Origin of the sequence: Wolbachia endosymbiont (group A) of Conops quadrifasciatus (assembly GCF_964027015.1) — a bacterium.
Classification (GTDB): domain Bacteria; phylum Pseudomonadota; class Alphaproteobacteria; order Rickettsiales; family Anaplasmataceae; genus Wolbachia.
The window spans coordinates 132,404-151,363 of the sequence record NZ_OZ034722.1 but is presented as its reverse complement, the minus strand read 5'-3'; the positions used below and the strand labels follow the sequence as shown (position 1 = coordinate 151,363).

Genomic DNA, 18,960 nt, shown 5'->3' with positions numbered 1-18,960 from the left:
ATTCTTCAAAAAATGGCTTATTTGATGCAATAACCTTAAATTTCTCCTCTGCTTCTTTATTGTTTGGGTTTTTATCTGGGTGATATTTTAACGATAATTTACGGTATCGTGCATTGAACTCTTTCCTAACAGTCTCAATGCCAGAATTTACCACATCCTTTTTCTGAATACCAAACGTTAAAAACAACCGCTTAAAAGCGTGATACTCATTTTCATTCAAAACATTTCTAGCCATATTACACCTACAAATTAACTAACTATTAATGTTCTATAATATACATATTTCCAAACTATGTCAATTATTTCATAAACATCTCTGGTAAAAATTATTTCTATTATGACTAGCATGATAAGTGTATGAAGCAACCAAAATTGTCATTACAGCGCTTAGTGTACGACAGTGCTCCAACATTTAGGGTTGCAGTTTGCATGGCAGGCGGCGTCATCTGAGTAGCTGACCTATCCAAGCGGTGTCATCCAAGCAGACCTATTGATTTTACCCTTGGCAATAGAAGCTCTAGAGCAAATTATTTAAATGAAAATGAAGTAACAACGATAATTCATCAAAATGGGTATAGGATTTGGGGAAATAGGACATGTTCAAAAGATGAAAGATGGGCTTTTCTGTCAGTGAGAAGGACTGCAGATTTAATCAATAGACCTGCTGCAAAAGGTGATTGAAAAAATAATGTGAGAGAAGTAGAAGAAGAATAAGCAGATTGAGTAAGGTAAAAAAATGAGCTTTAGTTACTATAACATGAAGAAACACCCAAGAAACTTTCGTAGTATAACAGGTTTAACTATAGAGGAGTTCGAAAAGGTAGTGGAAAAAGTTAGGTCTGGGTGGGAAAGAGTTGAAAAACAGAAAAAGTGCCATGGTAGAAGATCACAACTACCAACTCTAGAAGATAAGTTATTTTGCGTAATTTTGTACTATCGCACTTACATAACACATAGATTTTTAGGGTGCCTGTTCAATGTTCACAACGCAAATGTATTTAGGTTACTGAAGAAAATAGAGCCATTACTTGCCAAAAAAGTTACTATAACAAAAGATAGAAGTATGACACCAGAAAAAATACTGAAGATTCTGGCTGATGTTACAGAACAGCAAATACAGAGACCAGAAGATAGTAAAAAACGGAAGAAATCATATTCAGGAAAAAAAAAGAACCAACACTATGAAAACTGAGATTGTTATCGAAGAAGGTGGAAGAATTTTATCAGTGTCAAATTCATATCGTGGTAGAATTAATGATTTTCGCATAAGGAAACAAGAAAAATATTTACCAATCGATAGCATAAAATATGCCGATTCTGGATATCAAGGTTGGCAAAAATTGCAAAGCAATGTTATAATTCCATATAAAAAGTATCGTAAAAAGCCATTAACTCCAGAGCAGAAAGAGCATAATAGAAGATTAGCATCATTTAGAATGAGAGTAGAAAATAAGATCCGTGAGATAAAGATATTTAAGATTATGTCTCATGTTTACCGCAATTTTCAGAAAAAATACAACCTGAGGTTCAATATTATTGCTGGTATTGTGAATCTTAAGCACGCCTTTTAGTTAACCTTGATTTTAGTCACCCTCCTTTCCTTCTTTTTATTGCTTGATTCTCAGCAGGTCTTTAGTTAAATCAAGTGAAGTAAGACTTGTAAGTTTGGCTAACTCTTTTGCAATTTCAACACTAATCTTGTAATCAGTTAAATGAAGTGAAGTAAGATTTTTGAGCTTAGCTAATCCTTTTGCACCTTCAACACTAATCTTGCACCTAACTAAACTAAGCAAAGTAAGATTTGTGAACTTAGCTGATTCTCCTGCAGCTTCAACACTAATCTTGCACCCAGTTAAATAAAGTGAAGTAAGATTTTTGAGCTTGGCTAGTTCTTTTGCAACTTCAACACTAATCTTGCACTTAGTTAAATAAAGCCCTGCAGTATTTGGTCTGTCTCTTAAAAGGTCTACTAACTTACATCTATGTAATCTAAATCACGTAAAACTAAAGTGTTACCCCGTATTTCGAATGTCATTTATTCCACCACATTATTAGAGAATATTTCAACTCTACATAATATTTCAACAAAAGTCTACTTCTTACCCTTAATCAACTCTAAAGCCTTCTTCAAATCTATACTCTCAATATCTGCACTCTTGCCCAAAGCAACGTTCGTTTTACCGCATTTTATATAGAATCCATACCTACCGTTGCAGATGAAAACTTCTTTTCCTTTTTCATTAACCCCGAGAGATTTTAACTCTTTGCGTGGACTGTTTGCAATAATTTGTACAGCTTCGCTCAATTCTGTATTCAGCACCTCTTTAGAGCTTTTTTTAAGAGAAAAATATCTACCATCATAAAAAATATAGTACCCAAATCGTCCAAGGCCTATTTTTATTTCCTTTCCGGTCTCAGGGTGTTCTCCGATTACTTTTGGCAAGGAAAGTAACTGAGTAGCGGTATTCAGATCAATATCATTAACATTTAGATCCTTTGGTATGGAAACTGTTTTTTTCTTTTTGGACTCACTATTAAACTCAAGGTAAAGCCCAAAAGGGCCTTTTTTGATTACCACCTCTTGACCTGTTACATTGTCCACGCCTAAACTTTTTGGATATTCTGAATTGTCGTTAATACCTGTAATTTCCTTTGTATGGTTGCATGCAGGATAGTTAGAACATCCAAGAAACACCCCGGCTTTTCCAAAGTTTAATTTCAATATACCATCGGAACAATCAGGACATTTCTTACCTATTTCTTCTTTTCCTTCCTCTGAACAAAACCAATCGACTACCAAGTCATTAATACCGCTAAAAATCTCATCATGCGTCATTTGCTTGACAGAGTTTACAAGACTAAAGAATGGCACCCAAAAGTAGCCTAGTTCTTTTTTCCAATCTGCACGTCCATTTGAGATTAAATCAAGCTTCTCTTCCATTTGTGCTGTGAAGTCATACTCTACACAACGCTGAAAAAAAGTTTCTAAAAATATGGTAACGATCTTACCACGACTGCTTGGAATAAATCTTTTATTATCCAGTGTAACATACTCACGATCCTGCAATACCGAAATAATTGTCGCATAAGTTGATGGACGGCCTATACCGATTTCCTCCATTTTTTTAATGATACTTGCTTCACTATAACGAGGTGGCGGTTGAGTGAAATGCTGTTTTGGCTCAACTGAAATCAGCTTACATGCTTCCCCTTCCTTCATGGCAGGTAGCAGGCCTTCATTTTCGGCTTCCATGTTATCTTGATAGACTTTATAAAAACCATCAAAGAATATACTTGATCCACTTGCTCGCAGAATCACTTTCTGATCAGTAGAACTAATTTCAACTACCACTTGATCAAGAATCGCCGATTCCATTTGACTTGCAATGGTTCTTTTCCAGATTAAATCGTACAATTTAAATTGCTCTGGCGTTAAGTAATCCTTAATACTACCCGGCGTTCTATTGATATCAGTTGGACGAATTGCTTCATGTGCTTCTTGAGCATTTTTGACCTTTTTTACATATTTACGAGGAGACTGTGGTAAATATTTATCACCATATAACGACTTAATTGACCCTCTAATTGAGTTTATAGCCTCATCTGCAATATGAAACCCATCTGTACGCATGTAAGTTATCAACCCTACAGTTTCACCACCAATATCGATACCTTCATATAAATTTTGCGCTATGCGCATAACATTTTTCACGTTAAAATACAGCTTATTCACTGCATCTTGCTGAAGACTTGAAGTAATAAATGGAGGAAGTGGGTTTCTCTTAACTTGCTTGCGTTCTACTGTGCTTACAGCATATTGCCTTGATTCAATCTCCCTGACTAAGTTCTTTGCTTCTTCTTCATTTTTAATATCAAATTTTTCTAGCTTCTTATTGTCATAGTGACTCAGCATAGCAAAAAAAGCCTCATCTTTGCTATTTTGCATTTCTGCCTTTATGCTCCAATACTCCTGTGTTATAAACTTACTGATTTCATCTTCCCGTTCGCATATAAGCTTTAATGCAACAGACTGCACTCGCCCTGCAGACTTGCTCCCCGACAATTTCGTCCATAACAGTGGTGACAAACTAAATCCAACTAGATAATCCAAAGCTCTGCGTGTTTGCTGTGCGCGCACTAAGTCCATATTAATTTCACGTGGATTCTTTATTGCTTCTTGAACTGCTCTCTTTGTTATCTCATTAAAGACTACTCTATAAATGTTGTTTTCATTACTGATTGCTTTCTTTTCTTTTAATGTCTCTATCACATGCCAAGCCATTGCTTCTCCTTCTCTGTCTGGGTCTGTTGCAAGATATATATCTGATGCTTTACTCGCTGCTTTTACTAACTCTTTTATATACTTTTCTGCTTTTTCAATGGTTTCATACTTTATAGCAAAATCATTATCCGGATCGACAGAACCGTTTTTTGCTGGAAGATCCCTCACATGTCCAAAGGATGCAGCTACTTTGAACTCTTTACTTAAATATTTGCCTATTGTCTTTGCTTTCGCAGGTGATTCAACTATTAATAATGCCATATTGTTAATTATTTTAGTATTTAAAGATAATATGTTGAGAAATATACGATGAAAAGTAAAAAAATATTTTAATAGGTCTTGTGAATTTTACAGAGTAGGTTGTTCATGGTTTCCAGAAAACCCTTGGACCTTGCTATTTTCAAGTGAATTTGAAGGTCTATTACAATAGTATATGATTGCAGAAGCAACCAGACAACAAGCTCCAACTGCTATTCCCACTGCTATAGGGAGAGTAGACCGGCGGACCTTCCCCGCCAGCCTCTCGCAGAACTGTGCATGAACCTCTCGACTCACGCAGCTCCCATTATTCGGCCCTTGCTACTAATTATAGCATAATCAAGGACTCTGTTTTAATCAATTGCTCATCCCATTTCTGGTTGACAAATAACTAAACTAAATCCCTTCGCTCCATCTTCATTACAGAGACTTCTTCACTACTACGCACCCCTGTTTTCCGCATCGGTACTCTCACCCTTGGAGTTTAGCTCCTTGGATTTCTCCCTTATCATCAAAACGACAGGTTCCCGCAGTTCCACGCAATAGCCCAAAATAGATTCACGCCACCTCTATGCCGGACGCCACCTATCCAGTAAACAAGCTCCCGATAGATTTATCCCAGGTTAGGTTAGACACCTGGTTTTGACGTCGTCTAGTTCCTTTCGACACTTTATCAGTGGTTCATTTGCATTCGTCTCTCTATTTCACACATGACACATAATTGCGCCTTTTCCATAACGCTTACTACCTTGGCTCTTTACCAAAGCAGCTTATGGTTGTTTGAAGCCTGCTCTTGTAAACCGGCTCCGAGGGGCCCACCCTCATCTATTGCGTAGCTTTTGCACTTAGTTTGCTCTTACTTGAACAATAGACCTGCTGCAAAAGGTGATTGAAAAAATAATGTGAGAGAAGTAGAAGAAGAATAAGCAGATTGAGTAAGGTAAAAAAATGAGCTTTAGTTACTATAACATGAAGAAACACCCAAGAAACTTTCGTAATATAACAGGTTTAACTATAGAGGAGTTCGAAAAGGTAGTGGAAAAAGTTAGGTCTGGGTGGGAAAGACTTGAAAAACAGAAAAAGTGCCATGGTAGAAGATCACAACTACCAACTCTAGAAGATAAGTTATTTTGCGTAATTTTGTACTATCGCACTTACATAACACATAGATTTTTAGGGTGCCTGTTCAATGTTCACAACGCAAATGTATTTAGGTTACTGAAGAAAATAGAGCCATTACTTGCCAAAAAAGTTACTATAACAAAAGATAGAAGTATGACACCAGAAAAAATACTGAAGATTCTGGCTGATGTTACAGAACAGCAAATACAGAGACCAGAAGATAGTAAAAAACGGAAGAAATCATATTCAGGAAAAAAAAAGAACCAACACTATGAAAACTGAGATTGTTATCGAAGAAGGTGGAAGAATTTTATCAGTGTCAAATTCATATCGTGGTAGAATTAATGATTTTCGCATAAGGAAACAAGAAAAATATTTACCAATCGATAGCATAAAATATGCCGATTCTGGATATCAAGGTTGGCAAAAATTGCAAAGCAATGTTATAATTCCATATAAAAAGTATCGTAAAAAGCCATTAACTCCAGAGCAGAAAGAGCATAATAGAAGATTAGCATCATTTAGAATGAGAGTAGAAAATAAGATCCGTGAGATAAAGATATTTAAGATTATGTCTCATATTTACCGCAATTTTCAGAAAAAATACGACCTGAGGTTCAATATTATTGCTGGTATTGTGAATCTTAAGCACGCCTTTTAGTTAACCTTGATTTTAGTCACCCTCCTTTCCTTCTTTTTATTGCTTGATTCTCAGCAGGTCTAGTGAAAAAAAAGGCAAAGAAACCCTAGGGTGGCTAGTATTCAAATTCTCCCTTGTCTATTTGACGTCTTTTACTGTCTTAAACGCTTTATAAGCGCGTTTCAGCTTATATAGGTAGAAACCTAGAAGTTTTATAAAGACATGAGGTGCACATAGCGCAAAAATTAAGCATGATTTACGCCAAATACATTAAGTTTTTTTGTCATTAATCCACTGCAGAGATTGCAAAGATAAATAATTAGCTTCAGTTTCATGATAAAGGAGGTGGCGGAGTTTGTCAAGGAAGTTTTTGTAGCTCTCATGGTTTTTGCGTCACACGCTGCCATGTGGTATACAAATTTCCTTCGAATTACAACGTACGTGCACTCTATATGCACTTAATACTCTCTTATCAAAATCTCAAGAATCTGCACTATATTTAATGCTGCGCCTTTGCGCAGATTATCAGCCACTATCCACATATTTAATCCGTGTTCAACAGTATTGTCTCTTCTAATACGCGATACATATACAGCATTCTCCTGTATAATATCAATTTGAGTGATGTATTCACCGTCTTCACGCCTGTTGTACACTAAAACTCCACTATCTTCGGCTTCACTTAGCACTTCACGAGCTTGTTCTTCAGTGATATGTTGATCAAATTCTACATTTACTGCCATAGCGTGACCGATAAAGACGGGTACTCTTACACAAGTTGCAGTAACTTTTATATCTTCCTCTAAAATTTTTTTTGTCTCCTCTTGCATTTTCCATTCCTCTTCTGTAGAACCATTTTCCATGAATTTCCCTACATGGGGAATGCAATTAAACGCTATTTGCTTGGGGAATATCTCGGGCTTTTTAGTCTCATTCATGAAGATTTTTTTTGTCTGGTCATAGAGCTCATCCATTGCTGCTTTGCCTGCGCCAGAAGTTGATTGATAAGTTGAAGCAACGATTCTCTTTATTTTTGCTTTCTGGTGTAATAGATGTAGTACTAGCAGCATCTGTATTGTAGTACAGTTTGGGTTGGATATTATGTTGTGGTTTTTATATTCCATAATTTTTTCTTTATTAATCTCCGGAATAATGAGTGGCACACCTTCTTTCATTCTAAAATGGGAACTGTTATCTATCACGATGCATCCAGCCTGTGTTGCAATTGGTACATACCTTTCAGAAACATGATATCCAGCACAGAAAATGGCTACATTAGTTCCAACGAAGTCATAATCCTCAAGGCATAAAACTGTTAACTCTTTGTCACCAAAACTCACCTTCTTCCCTTCTGATTTTTTCGATGCAAGTGCAATTACAGAATCTATTGCCTCATCTTGAAACTCATCAAGCGTGCTTAATACCTCACGCCCTACTCTTCCGGTTACTCCAATAACAGCAATTTTGTATCCCATATAGACGAACCTCTAACTTTAAAGTTCTATTATATTTTTACTGACAGAATTTACAATTGTTTTAATATTTTTACCTTGCAATTAATTGTAATTTAGCTATTATTATGCAATATTAGTAATATTACATAATAAAGTGAAAGATGAATAAAGAATACAATGAAACTAAGGTTAAACCTGCAATGTCTACATCTCAAGAGCCTGAAAGAACCAATGGATTAAAGGCTCAAAATGTTCTTTCGAAAAAAAGAAAGCCTGCAATAAATTTTGATGATAAAAAATATGGTGTAAAAAACCTTAAAATAGACCAACAGTTCCTAAATAAAAGACAAGAATCTTCAAAGCTAAGAGATTTCTTAAGATCAATACCAATAATAGGGAGATTTTTAGCAAGGATTTTCACACCTGAAAAAATAGAAATCATCAGTAACCCTATGTATGACAACATGGAAGAATATGAAAAATCGCAAGCAGGTCACTCCAGTAAGATAAAAGATGAGACTAGTGTAGATGATGAACACGCAAAAGAAGTAGATAGTAAACTTGAGAAGGGTAATGTTGAACAAGTGGAAAATAAGAAAAGTCGTTAAACTCTATTTTATTGTGCAGGAGCTCTGCAGTACCAAAATAAATAAATGGGTATGCCACTTGCGGTGAATAAGCTTGCGATCAGCAAGGTATTCACAGAAGTTTCAAATATTACCCAGCAGCAAAAGGTTGTTGCTATACTGCCAATTAAAAATTTGTAATAGTTTTTCTCCTTTATAATAACCTTGAGAAAAGCAAGACTGCATGCAAGGTAAACAAATAAAAATGAAACTACAGAAAAGTCGATAATTGATGTGATCTGTTTAGCAAAATTGTTGCTTGAAGTGAGAATTAGTAGAACTGAAGTGCCAACGGAGCTGATTGTTGTGCCCCAGAAAGGAGAACCGTGCTTGTTTCTTTTAGCAAAGAACTGTGGCATCAGTTTATCTTCTGCAAGGCCAAGGGCCACTTGTCCACTAGCTAGTACCCAAGCATTTAAACTGCCAACACAAACAATAAAAGCAACAATAGAAATGATCAAATGCCAATTACCTGGAAACATAATTTTTATTGCGTCAACATACGGCGCTTTTGAATTAACTAGATCATTGCCGTTTATCAATTCCATGATTGCAAGGCTATTAATGAAATATATAACTGCAACAGAGATTGTGCCAAGCACTATGGCTCTTGGTATAGTCTTGGCTGGATCGTTGACTGATCCTGCAGGTGCTGTTGCTGATTCAAGTCCAACAAAACACCATAGAGTGAGTAGTGTAGAGCGAGCAAGGACTTGAGACATCGTGAGGCTTGATATTTCCTCACTTATGATAAAATTATTCCTATCAAAGAAAAACAACGCTGTTACTGGTATAGCAAGCAGTGCGGTAATTTTGACAATCATCAATGGAAGCTCAACACATCCAGCAGTAGTGACACCTCTGAAATTTATTAGTGTAATGATCGTAAATAATAGTATTTCTAAAAATAAGCGTATATTTTGAATATATCCATGAAAGAGTGGAGTGAGATAGCCAATACTTGCAATGATCACTGCTGTCGTGCTAACCAATAAAATCACCCAATATGTCCAACCAACAAAGAAAGCTGCAGCAGGGCCAAAAGCATACTTTACATAAACGTGAGGGCCACCGGTTTCTGGAAATTTTGCGCAGAGTAAGGCAAAAACCAAAGCAAGAGATATAGTACCAAGCCCTGATATCACCCAGCTTATAAGGCTATATATGCCATATGGAGCAAGGCTAATTGTAAGCATAAAAATTCCAGAGCCAATTTGACTACTAATCACTAAGGCAAAAATAGCCCAAAAACCTATAGACCTGCTGAGAATCAAGCAATAAAAAGAAGGAAAGGAGGGTGACTAAAATCAAGGTTAACTAAAAGGTGTGCTTAAGATTCACAATACCAGCAATAATATTGAACCTCAGGTCGTATTTTTTCTGAAAATTGCGGTAAATATGAGACATAATCTTAAATATCTTTATCTCACGGATCTTATTTTCTACTCTCATTCTAAATGATGCTAATCTTCTATTATGCTCTTTCTGCTCTGGAGTTAATGGCTTTTTACGATACTTTTTATATGGAATTATAACATTGCTTTGCAATTTTTGCCAACCTTGATATCCAGAATCGGCATATTTTATGCTATCGATTGGTAAATATTTTTCTTGTTTCCTTATGCGAAAATCATTAATTCTACCACGATATGAATTTGACACTGATAAAATTCTTCCACCTTCTTCGATAACAATCTCAGTTTTCATAGTGTTGGTTCTTTTTTTTCCTGAATATGATTTCTTCCGTTTTTTACTATCTTCTGGTCTCTGTATTTGCTGTTCTGTAACATCAGCCAGAATCTTCAGTATTTTTTCTGGTGTCATACTTCTATCTTTTGTTATAGTAACTTTTTTGGCAAGTAATGGCTCTATTTTCTTCAGTAACCTACATACATTTGCGTTGTGCACATTGAACAGGCACCCTAAAAATCTATGTGTTATGTAAGTGCGATAGTACAAAATTACGCAAAATAACTTATCTTCTAGAGTTGGTAGTTGTGATCTTCTACCATGGCACTTTTTCTGTTTTTCAAGTCTTTCCCACCCAGACCTAACTTTTTCCACTACCTTTTCGAACTCCTCTATAGTTAAACCTGTTATATTACGAAAGTTTCTTGGGTGTTTCTTCATGTTATAGTAACTAAAGCTCATTTTTTTACCTTACTCAATCTGCTTATTCTTCTTCTACTTCTCTCACATTATTTTTTCAATCACCTTTTGCAGCAGGTCTATAGTCATTTTTTTCTCGTCTACTACTTTCAAAACACGTTCCCTCAGATCCTCACTTTGGCATCATTCTACCTTATCCAAAGCCATTTTATACCTTTTTATCCCTTCTGAGGTAACCTTTTTTCAGTTAGCTATAGGTATAAAATAATGGAGTATGTCTCTCCATCATTCAACAGCAATCACAGTATGTTTTTACAAATTTGAAAATTAGTGTTAAATAAAAATATAAATGCAAAAGGAAAAGAAATGATTGAACTTAAAGGCCAAGAAATTTGTGCAGGCGGAAATAAGAAAAATTTGATTATTTTTTTACATGGTTGGGGCTCAAGTGGCGATAATTTCATTCACCTTGCTAAAGTTATGAGCAAGTTTTTACCCGAGTCATATTTTGTAGCACCCAATGCTCCGTTTGAAAGAGAAATAGGTGATGGTTATCAGTGGTTCAGCTTGGAAGATCGTAGTGAGGAAGCGCTATATAATGGAGTAAAAAATGCTACATCAATTGTAAATCATTTCATTGATACAAAATTAAAGGAGCTTAATTTAAAAGATACGCAACTTTCTTTGGTTGGATTTTCTCAAGGAGCAATGCTTGCAATACATACAGCTCTCACCCGCTCTCAATCCTGTGCATCAGTTGTTGCATACTCTGGTAGGTTTCTTTCACCTTCAAAAACTGCACCAGAGATCAAGTCAAAACCTAACATATGTGTTATCCATGGTGATGCTGACGACGTGGTACCTTTTTCGTCCCTCGACTTAGCGGTTAAAGCTTTGAAAGAAAATGGAATAAATGTTGAAGGGCACCCAATTCATGCATTAGGGCATATTATTAATGAAGAGGGGATAAAATTAGGAGTAGAATTTATCAAGAAGAATTTTAAAAATTAATTTTTATGCACTTGTTTTGCTTTGGTTATGGATATGTGGCTAAATTTTTATCGAAAAAACTGCTGAACTTAGGTTGGAAAGTCAGTGGCACATCAAGAAGTAAAAATATACAAAATGTAATCCTCTTTAATTATGAGAAAGTTAGTCAAGATCTGCTTAAAAGCGCAACGCACGTTTTAATTTCTATTCCTCCAGATGGTGATGATGTTATGGAGAGATATGGTGATTGCCTGCAAAATGTTAAATGGTTTGGTTATTTGTCTGCAACTAGCGTTTATGGTGATTACTCTGGTAATTGGGTGAATGAGGAATCTGAAACAAAACCTATAGAAATCAGAGGAGAAAAGCGCCTTAGATCTGAAAAGAAGTGGCTGAATAGCAAACTGCCTGTACATATTTTTCGTTTAGCTGGAATATACGGTCCTGGTAGGAACGTGTTAATTGACTTACAGCTTGGCAAAGCAAAAAATGTGAAAAAAGAAGGGCATTTTTTTTCTCGTATTCACGTTGAAGATATATCGAACATTCTATTTTCTTCCATGCAAAACATAAAACCTGGTGAAGTATACAATTGTGCAGATGATTTACCCACTACACAATCTGAAGTGATAATGTATGCAGCCAAACTTCTCAATGTTAGTCCTCCAGAGCCAATTGAGGTTTCTTCCTTACCAGATTATGCACAGAGTTTTTATTTAGGGTCAAAAAAAGTAAGTAATGTTAAAATTAAAAAAGATCTTAATTTCTCTCTAATTTATCCTAACTATAAGGTGGGATTAGAAAGTTTGCATGTAAAAAAAAACTGAAATCACATCAGAATTATAGATAGGCCTATTGTTTAGTTCTGTAATTGTGTCCGTTCAGGAAAATGTTCTCTAGGTAAGATTGTGGAGTATTCGTTGCAGCATTTGGCTGTTCAATTACGTTGGTTGATTCTTTAGGTATACTATTTCCTTCAAAATTTCCATCTCGTATAGCTTCCAGAACGCTTTTTCCTCCTAAAAGACAGTTTTCTCCTAAACTTTTCCCCTTATCTTCTAACTCGTTAAGCCTTGCTTCGCTCTCCTTATCAATCTTTACTTCTATTTCATTACTATTTTTCTTAGGATTTAGATGAATACTGATTTTTCCTGCTTCACTATCAAAAGATAATGTTACACCTTGCTTACAAACATCCAGATAATTTCTTTTTCCGTTGTAGCTTTCAACTCTTACTATACTTTTCCCAATTTGCAGTATACCAACTCTTAAGTTTAAACCTTTATTCTTTTCATTGCTTAGGATTTTTGCAACTTCAACAGTACTATCTTGTGGATATTTTATAAAAAAGCACTCATTATCTATCTCTACTTTTAATTCTAATTTGTCCTTTTGAGCTTGCTCATTTTTGTTTACAATACTTTCATATGCTACATTTTTTAGATCGTTTTCAATTTCCTTACATTGTGCAAAGAGATCATTTACATAATTAGAATCAGAAGTTACATGTCCTAGCTCACCACCATCGAAAAGACCTCTTTCTACTTTCCCACCTTTTAACAATAAATCCCTAATGGTGTTTCTTATGATGTCTAAATTACCATCTTCCAGTGCTTCATTCGTGTTGTCATCATCTTGATCTTCATTGTTACAGGAAACATCCTGACCTCGAAATGCATGCGCTTTACTGCTAGGGCATAGGCCTTCATTCTTAATAACATCTATTATTTCTTCAAATATCAAATTTGTTACAGTTCTATAACGATCACCATAACATGAATTTAGTCTTATCCCTTTCCCTTTCCCTAAATATTTATTTGTTATGTATTGAATAAGCCTTAAAGCACTTCCTTTGTTATTTTCTTCTTCCACCTTTTTCATCTCCTTACAAAATTCATCAATCAGCTTCTCTTCATTTTTATTTAATGGTATTTCTAGATCCATTAAAAGTGAGCCATCTTTCGAAAAACAAGAATAATCTGAACTACAGCTCGAATTTGAGTCCCAATCACTTGATTCAGTATTAAGAGAGAACTTCGTCGGATCTTCTATATCACTTTCAAGAATTTGTTGGTCTATTGTTTGTTGCTTTTTTATCTCATAAGTCATGTTATATAACCATTACCCATTAATTCTTTGATAAATACTATAATACATAGGCAAGTCAGTAAAGAAATTTGACTTACATTACTCTACAACGATTTCGAGATAGAGGAATGAATTATTTTAGTTTTGATATTTAAACGTTTTGTATCTGCTGTAACGATTTCACTTCCAATTTGCTATTCTTTACATATTGAATTGCAAGCACTAACGCTTTACTCCCAGAAGCTGTGGTGCTATAAGCTATATTTTGCAAAATAGCAGTTCTCCTGATATCTTTGCTATCTGAGACTGATTTCACACCTTTTGAAGTATTGATTACTAGATTTATTTTTCCATCTTTGAGCATATCAACTATGTGGGGTCTGCCTTCTCTCACTTTATTTACAGCTTTTGCAGCAATGCCGTTATTATTCAGATATAAAGCTGTGCCTTTGGTTGCATATATTTCAAAACTCAGTTCTTTCAACATTCGTGCAACAGGCAATATATACTCTTTATCATCATCTTTTACTGAAACCAGAGCTGTTCCTTCTATTGGTAACTTGTATCCTGCAGCCATGTGCGTTTTTGCAAGTGCAGCTTCAAACGATGAGTCAATTCCCATCACTTCTCCTGTTGATTTCATTTCAGGACCAAGTAGAATATCAATTCCCGAAAAGCGCATGAATGGAAAAACAGCAGCTTTAACTGCAAAATGATTGAAAGGCTTGTTTTCCTGATTCAATTTTTTACCCAAAATAACCTGAGTGGCAAGCTTTGCAATAGGAATATTGATTACCTTGGAAATAAAAGGAACGGTTCGACTAGCTCGTAAATTTACTTCAAGTATATATACATCACTCTCTTGAACAGCAAACTGAATGTTTATCAGACCGTTCACTTCTAGTGCAAGAGCTATTCTTTCAGTTTGGAGCTCGATCTCTTTTATTACTTCGTCACTCAATGTATTTGTCGGTATTGAGCATGTTGAATCGCCAGAGTGGATACCAGCTTCTTCAATATGCTCCATGACCGCTGCAATGAAAACTTTTTCCCCATCACACACAGCATCAACGTCAACCTCAACTGCATTGACTAAAAATTTATCAAGAAGCAGCGATCCGTGTTCAAAAATTTTGGTTTGATTCAAGACATACTCTTTAAAGCTCTGAGTATCGTGTATAATCGACATAGATTGACCGCCGAGGACATATGATGGCCTGACTACTAGTGGAAACCCCACCTTTCCTGCGTTGGTTAACGCTTCTTTTACTGAATGGCAGATAGAACTTTCAGGTTGTTTTAAATTAAGTTGCAAAGCAAGGTTTTTAAATCTCATGCGATCTTCTGCAAGGTCAATAGAATCAAACGAAGTTCCCAGAATTTTGAAACCTCTCTCGTTAAGCACTTTGGCTAACTTTAAAGGTGTTTGACCACCTATTTGAACTATTACACCAACCAGTGTGCCATTTTCTTGCTCTTTACTTAGTATTTCAAGCACATCCTCTGCAATCAGTGGGGCGAAATATAAACGGTCAGCGGTATCATAATCAGTTGAAACGGTTTCTGGATTACAGTTGATCATTATTGTTTCATACCCCATTTCTTTGGCGGCAGAAGCTGCATGTACGCATGCATAATCAAACTCAATACCTTGACCAATGCGATTTGGACCACTTCCTAAAATGACAACCTTTTCTCGGTCAGAAACATCTGCTTCGCACTCCATTCCCTCTGTCATCCCAGTGCTTGACACTGGGATCCATTCTTCCTTATCTCTGGATTCCAGCGTTACGCGCTGGAATGACATCATTGTGTTACCCTCATAACAGCCATACATATAAGCAGTGCTCGATTCAAATTCAGCTGCACAGGTGTCTACACGCTTATAAACTTGTTTAATGCCAAATTTTTTTCTTATTTCTTCAATTTGCTCTACTTTCTTATTGCTTAATTTTGCCAATCTTGCATCTGAAAACCCCATTTTTTTCAGCTCTAACATTTCATATGCAGTTTCAGGAAGGCCGTTTTCCTTGATTTTTTGTTCAGCTAATATAATTTGCTGTATATTCTGCAAAAACCATAAGTCATATCCTGTAATCGAATTTATTTCTTCTATGCTTATTCCATGACGCATTGCGTCAGCAGCAATCAGTAATCTGTTTGGCACCAATTTTGCTAATTGAGATCTGATGTGATCAATATCAGTATTTTCAGGAAATACTTCATTAAGTCCCGTAAGGCCAGTTTCAAGCGAGCGAAAAGCTTTCTGCAGCGACTCATTAAAAGTGCGGCCGATCGACATCACTTCCCCCACTGATTTCATGGAAGTTGATAGTTCACAATTCGTCCCCTTAAACTTCTCAAATTCAAAACGAGGAATTTTAGTGACGATGTAATCAATCACTGGTTCAAATGCAGCAGGTATAACTGGAGCGCAATCATTACGTATCTCATCGAGTGAATAGCCGATAGCAAGTTTAGTTACAACTTTTGCAATAGGATAACCTGTTGCTTTTGAAGCAAGTGCAGAAGAGCGAGAAACCCTTGGATTCATTTCAATCACAACGAGGCTTCCATCTTCTTTAGGATTCACTGCAAACTGAACATTTGCACCACCGGCACTAACATCAATTTCTCTTAGCACTGCTATAGATGCATTTCTCATCTGTTGGTATTCTACGTCACGCAGAGTCAAAGCAGGAGCAACCGTGATACTATCTCCTGTGTGCACTCCCATTGGATCAATATTTTCTATCGAACAGACTATTATGCAGTTATCTTTACAATCACGGATAACTTCCATTTCATATTCTTTCCAGCCGATAATTGATTCATCTATCTGAACTTCATTTATTGGCGAAATTTTGAGAGCACTTTCTGCAATATTGAAAAACTCCTCTTTATTGTATGCTATGCCGCTACCTGCACCACCAAGGGTGAATGACGAGCGGATGATTGCTGGTAATCCAATGTAATCCAAAGCCTTTCTTATTTGTTCTTGATTTTTTATAATGATACTTTTGGGGTATTTTAGCCCTATTTTATCCATGGACTGACGGAATAACTTTCTATCCTCTGCTTTTTTTATTGCTTCTCTATTTACCCCTATTAATTCTACATTGTATTTGTCTAACACTCCATCATCTGCAAGTTTTATTGTGCAATTGAGTGCTGTTTGCCCGCCCATTGTTGGCAATATTGCATCTGGCATCTCCTTAATTATAATTTTCTCTATGATTTCAGGCAGTACCGGCTCAATATAAGTTGCATCAGAAAACTCAGGATCTGTCATTATAGTTGCGGGGTTGGAGTTAACCAAAATGACTTTATAACCTTCACTTTTTAATACTTTACAGCTTTGCGTTCCGGAATAATCAAACTCGCATGCCTGACCTATAACTATTGGGCCTGCTCCTATTACTAATATAGATTCTATATCTGTGCGTTTTGGCATAATTACAATAACGATTTCTGTTCAAATAATGTTACCAATCTTTCCTGTATATGTGAATTTTTATTAAACCTATTAGCTAACTACTTTTAGGCTTAACGACTATTACTATGGTTATATAGCTAGCACAAATTAGATCTCCCTACGTCATACCGCCGCGGTATCTCAAGCATAGATCCCGCTAACACGTAGCGGGAATGACGAGGCTTACCTTATCGGATTGTTTCAATACGTCATACCGCGATTCATTCGCGGTATCTCATCCGCTAACAAGTAGCAGGATGACGGTTTCTCAAATCGTCGTTAGCTATATGTAATTTATTCGGGAGATTTGCTAAGCGGTAAGATTTTTCCTGATACGCTGCAATCGTTAGAAGCTAACTCCACAAATTTGTCTGTTAGTTTATCAGGTGACACCAATCCAGATCCAGGAAATGCCTGCTCACTACCCACAGGTCCTTTCGTGTATACAGCATTTACACATAATTTTGTATGTTTTGTCTCAGATGCATATATCTGCACCATTATTTCTAGTGCAACTTTACTTGCAGCATACGGCATCCAATATGGATAAGAGGAAGGAGAAAGTGTCACCTCTGAGGTCATGAATATCACTCTTCCAGCATTAGACTTCTTTAGCATTGGATCTAAGTTTTTTAGTAAGTACCAATTGGCAGTAAAATTTGTATTCATTACGTTCTGTAGCTCTTCAATCTCACAGTCGTGAATAGGGTTCAATTTGCCTAAAATTCCAGTACATGCAACTAATATATCAAGTGCTCCAGATTCTGATAATTTCAGGCTTTCTATCATGTTTGTCAGTATCTTTACATTCTCAAAGTCTAAAAGATCAAGCTGAATTAGTTTCACAGATCCTTCTTTAAATTCTTCAAGCTCTTCAATTTCATTATATAGTGGCTTGAGATTATCAAGAGATCTTGAAATCAGAATCACACATGCACCTTCTTTTACAAATCTTTTTGCAACAGCAGAACCTATTTCACCTGAAGCTCCGGTGATTAAAGCTACTTTACCTTCTAACTTACTCATTTCTTTCTCCTTAGCGAGATTCATTGAAATATTTTAGCTGAAAATTAAATTTTGCTCCATATATAAAAATCAAACTTAGCATATAAAAAAATAGTAATGACACTACCATACCACCTAAACTTCCATATATCAAATTCAGTTGATCAAAGGAAGCTTTTAAGTATTGCTTGAAAGCTGAAGCAGAAATTGTCCAAAGAATAACAGCCAGACAAGATCCAGGAAAGACGTCTGATAAATTTTGTTTTATGTTTGGCAACATAAAATATAGCCAAGAGACTACTGTGAAAAGTACAAATTCAATGAGGAGATATTTAGTATAACTAATCCCCTGATAGGAAAAATCAATTAGCATTGGCACTAATGTAGAGAACACTATAGTTAGAGTTATAATAAGCGTGATCACTAAAAATTGTAGTATACTTAACAACCTTCTTAATATATAAGGTGGCGAAACCGGAACTTTATAAGCTTTGTTCAATATTGTTCTTAGCCCTTCAATTGTTGACGAGGCGGTCCAAACAGCGCCTACAATTGCTAAAGTTAGTAAGCTTTGCGGCGGGCCTGATATTATCTCTCTGATACGCGGCATCAAAGATGCCAAAATATCCTGTGGCATGTTATCAATGATAAATACCCAGCCAATGTTATACTGGTCTAAGAAATTTGCGAATGTTGACGCCACAGCCATTAAAACAATAAGAAAAGGGAATATCGATAACAGGATTAAAAATGATAGATACCCTGCATGTTCCACTCCATCATTATGAATTGTGTCAATCAAAGCACGATAAAGGCAATAAACGATGCTGTAAAATTTCTGTAGCACTGTAATATAAACGAACCAAGAAAAGTATTCTAAATGAAATAAAGGATACTTTTAAGCAAAAAAT

Annotated in this window: 11 protein-coding genes and 4 pseudogenes; 6 read left to right on the top strand and 9 right to left on the bottom strand. The window is 35.9% G+C overall.

The genetic code is table 11. The features are described 5' to 3' along the window. Positions 1-22: 22 nt before the first annotated feature. A pseudogene (locus AAGD69_RS06925) lies at positions 23-169 on the bottom strand (DnaJ domain-containing protein); the annotation flags it as partial. Positions 170-480: 311 nt separating this feature from the next. Here AAGD69_RS06925 and AAGD69_RS00780 point away from each other — a divergent pair. Both AAGD69_RS00780 and AAGD69_RS00775 read left to right on the top strand, forming a co-directional pair. Next, a pseudogene (locus AAGD69_RS00780) lies at positions 481-657 on the top strand (phage tail protein); the annotation flags it as partial. A 79-nt stretch (positions 658-736) separates the two neighbouring features. Next, positions 737-1,571 (top strand): annotated as a pseudogene (locus AAGD69_RS00775) (transposase family protein). 521 nt (positions 1,572-2,092) lie between these two features. Here AAGD69_RS00775 and topA read toward each other — a convergent pair. Next, complete coding sequence (topA, locus tag AAGD69_RS00770) at positions 2,093-4,543, bottom strand: type I DNA topoisomerase (protein WP_341812241.1); 2,451 nt, start codon at positions 4,541-4,543, stop codon at positions 2,093-2,095. Between the two features lie 945 nt (positions 4,544-5,488). Here topA and AAGD69_RS00765 point away from each other — a divergent pair. Then, positions 5,489-6,323, top strand: a pseudogene (locus tag AAGD69_RS00765) (transposase family protein). A 437-nt stretch (positions 6,324-6,760) separates the two neighbouring features. Here the strand turns inward: AAGD69_RS00765 and AAGD69_RS00760 are convergent. Beyond that, positions 6,761-7,777 carry an aspartate-semialdehyde dehydrogenase gene (locus tag AAGD69_RS00760; RefSeq protein ID WP_341812240.1) on the bottom strand — a complete coding sequence of 339 codons (1,017 nt, stop codon included), beginning with the start codon at positions 7,775-7,777 and terminating at the stop codon, positions 6,761-6,763. Between the two features lie 140 nt (positions 7,778-7,917). Here AAGD69_RS00760 and AAGD69_RS00755 point away from each other — a divergent pair, with 140 nt between their 5' ends. Then, on the top strand, positions 7,918-8,364 hold the full coding sequence (locus tag AAGD69_RS00755) for a hypothetical protein (RefSeq protein WP_341812239.1): 447 nt from the start codon (positions 7,918-7,920) through the stop codon (positions 8,362-8,364). 8 nt (positions 8,365-8,372) lie between these two features. On the opposite strand, the gene AAGD69_RS00750 is transcribed toward AAGD69_RS00755, so the two are convergent. Both AAGD69_RS00750 and AAGD69_RS00745 read right to left on the bottom strand, forming a co-directional pair. Next, a complete protein-coding gene (locus AAGD69_RS00750; RefSeq protein ID WP_341812671.1) occupies positions 8,373-9,578 on the bottom strand; it encodes an APC family permease in 1,206 nt (401 codons plus the stop codon). Positions 9,579-9,699: 121 nt separating this feature from the next. Beyond that, complete coding sequence (locus tag AAGD69_RS00745; protein ID WP_410529854.1) at positions 9,700-10,512, bottom strand: transposase family protein; 813 nt, start codon at positions 10,510-10,512, stop codon at positions 9,700-9,702. 345 nt (positions 10,513-10,857) lie between these two features. Between AAGD69_RS00745 and AAGD69_RS00740 the strand changes: the two genes are divergently transcribed. Continuing rightward, entirely contained in the window at positions 10,858-11,502 is a 645-nt protein-coding gene (locus AAGD69_RS00740) for an alpha/beta hydrolase (protein ID WP_309166945.1), read from the top strand. 5 nt (positions 11,503-11,507) lie between these two features. Further along, the gene (locus AAGD69_RS00735; protein ID WP_341812237.1) at positions 11,508-12,308 is read left to right on the top strand and encodes an SDR family oxidoreductase; all 801 of its coding nucleotides are present in this window, start codon (positions 11,508-11,510) and stop codon (positions 12,306-12,308) included. 25 nt (positions 12,309-12,333) lie between these two features. On the opposite strand, the gene AAGD69_RS00730 is transcribed toward AAGD69_RS00735, so the two are convergent. The 4 genes from AAGD69_RS00730 to AAGD69_RS00715 all read right to left on the bottom strand — a co-directional run bounded on the left by AAGD69_RS00730 (position 12,334) and on the right by AAGD69_RS00715 (position 18,896). Beyond that, a complete protein-coding gene (locus AAGD69_RS00730; RefSeq protein ID WP_341812236.1) occupies positions 12,334-13,590 on the bottom strand; it encodes a hypothetical protein in 1,257 nt (418 codons plus the stop codon). Between the two features lie 130 nt (positions 13,591-13,720). Beyond that, positions 13,721-17,023: a carbamoyl-phosphate synthase large subunit gene (gene carB / locus AAGD69_RS00725; protein WP_341812235.1), complete on the bottom strand. Its 3,303-nt coding sequence runs from the start codon at positions 17,021-17,023 to the stop codon at positions 13,721-13,723. Between the two features lie 315 nt (positions 17,024-17,338). Beyond that, positions 17,339-18,094, bottom strand: coding sequence for an SDR family oxidoreductase (locus AAGD69_RS00720; protein WP_341812234.1), 756 nt, complete (start codon positions 18,092-18,094; stop codon positions 17,339-17,341). After that, complete coding sequence (locus AAGD69_RS00715) at positions 18,081-18,896, bottom strand: YihY/virulence factor BrkB family protein (protein ID WP_341812233.1); 816 nt, start codon at positions 18,894-18,896, stop codon at positions 18,081-18,083. Before AAGD69_RS00715 ends, AAGD69_RS00720 begins: the two co-directional genes overlap by 14 nt. Positions 18,897-18,960 lie beyond the last annotated feature (64 nt).

Excerpts from the sequence above, each read along its gene's own strand:
- topA (WP_341812241.1), bottom strand. The coding sequence starts at position 4,543 with ATGGCATTATTAATAGTTGAATCACCTGCGAAAGCAAAGACAATAGGC.
- AAGD69_RS00760 (WP_341812240.1), bottom strand. The coding sequence starts at position 7,777 with ATGGGATACAAAATTGCTGTTATTGGAGTAACCGGAAGAGTAGGGCGT.
- AAGD69_RS00755 (WP_341812239.1), top strand. The coding sequence starts at position 7,918 with ATGAATAAAGAATACAATGAAACTAAGGTTAAACCTGCAATGTCTACA.
- AAGD69_RS00750 (WP_341812671.1), bottom strand. The coding sequence starts at position 9,578 with ATGCTTACAATTAGCCTTGCTCCATATGGCATATATAGCCTTATAAGC.
- AAGD69_RS00745 (WP_410529854.1), bottom strand. The coding sequence starts at position 10,512 with ATGAAGAAACACCCAAGAAACTTTCGTAATATAACAGGTTTAACTATA.
- AAGD69_RS00740 (WP_309166945.1), top strand. The coding sequence starts at position 10,858 with ATGATTGAACTTAAAGGCCAAGAAATTTGTGCAGGCGGAAATAAGAAA.
- AAGD69_RS00735 (WP_341812237.1), top strand. The coding sequence starts at position 11,508 with ATGCACTTGTTTTGCTTTGGTTATGGATATGTGGCTAAATTTTTATCG.
- AAGD69_RS00730 (WP_341812236.1), bottom strand. The coding sequence starts at position 13,590 with ATGACTTATGAGATAAAAAAGCAACAAACAATAGACCAACAAATTCTT.
- carB (WP_341812235.1), bottom strand. The coding sequence starts at position 17,023 with ATGCCAAAACGCACAGATATAGAATCTATATTAGTAATAGGAGCAGGC.
- AAGD69_RS00720 (WP_341812234.1), bottom strand. The coding sequence starts at position 18,094 with ATGAATCTCGCTAAGGAGAAAGAAATGAGTAAGTTAGAAGGTAAAGTA.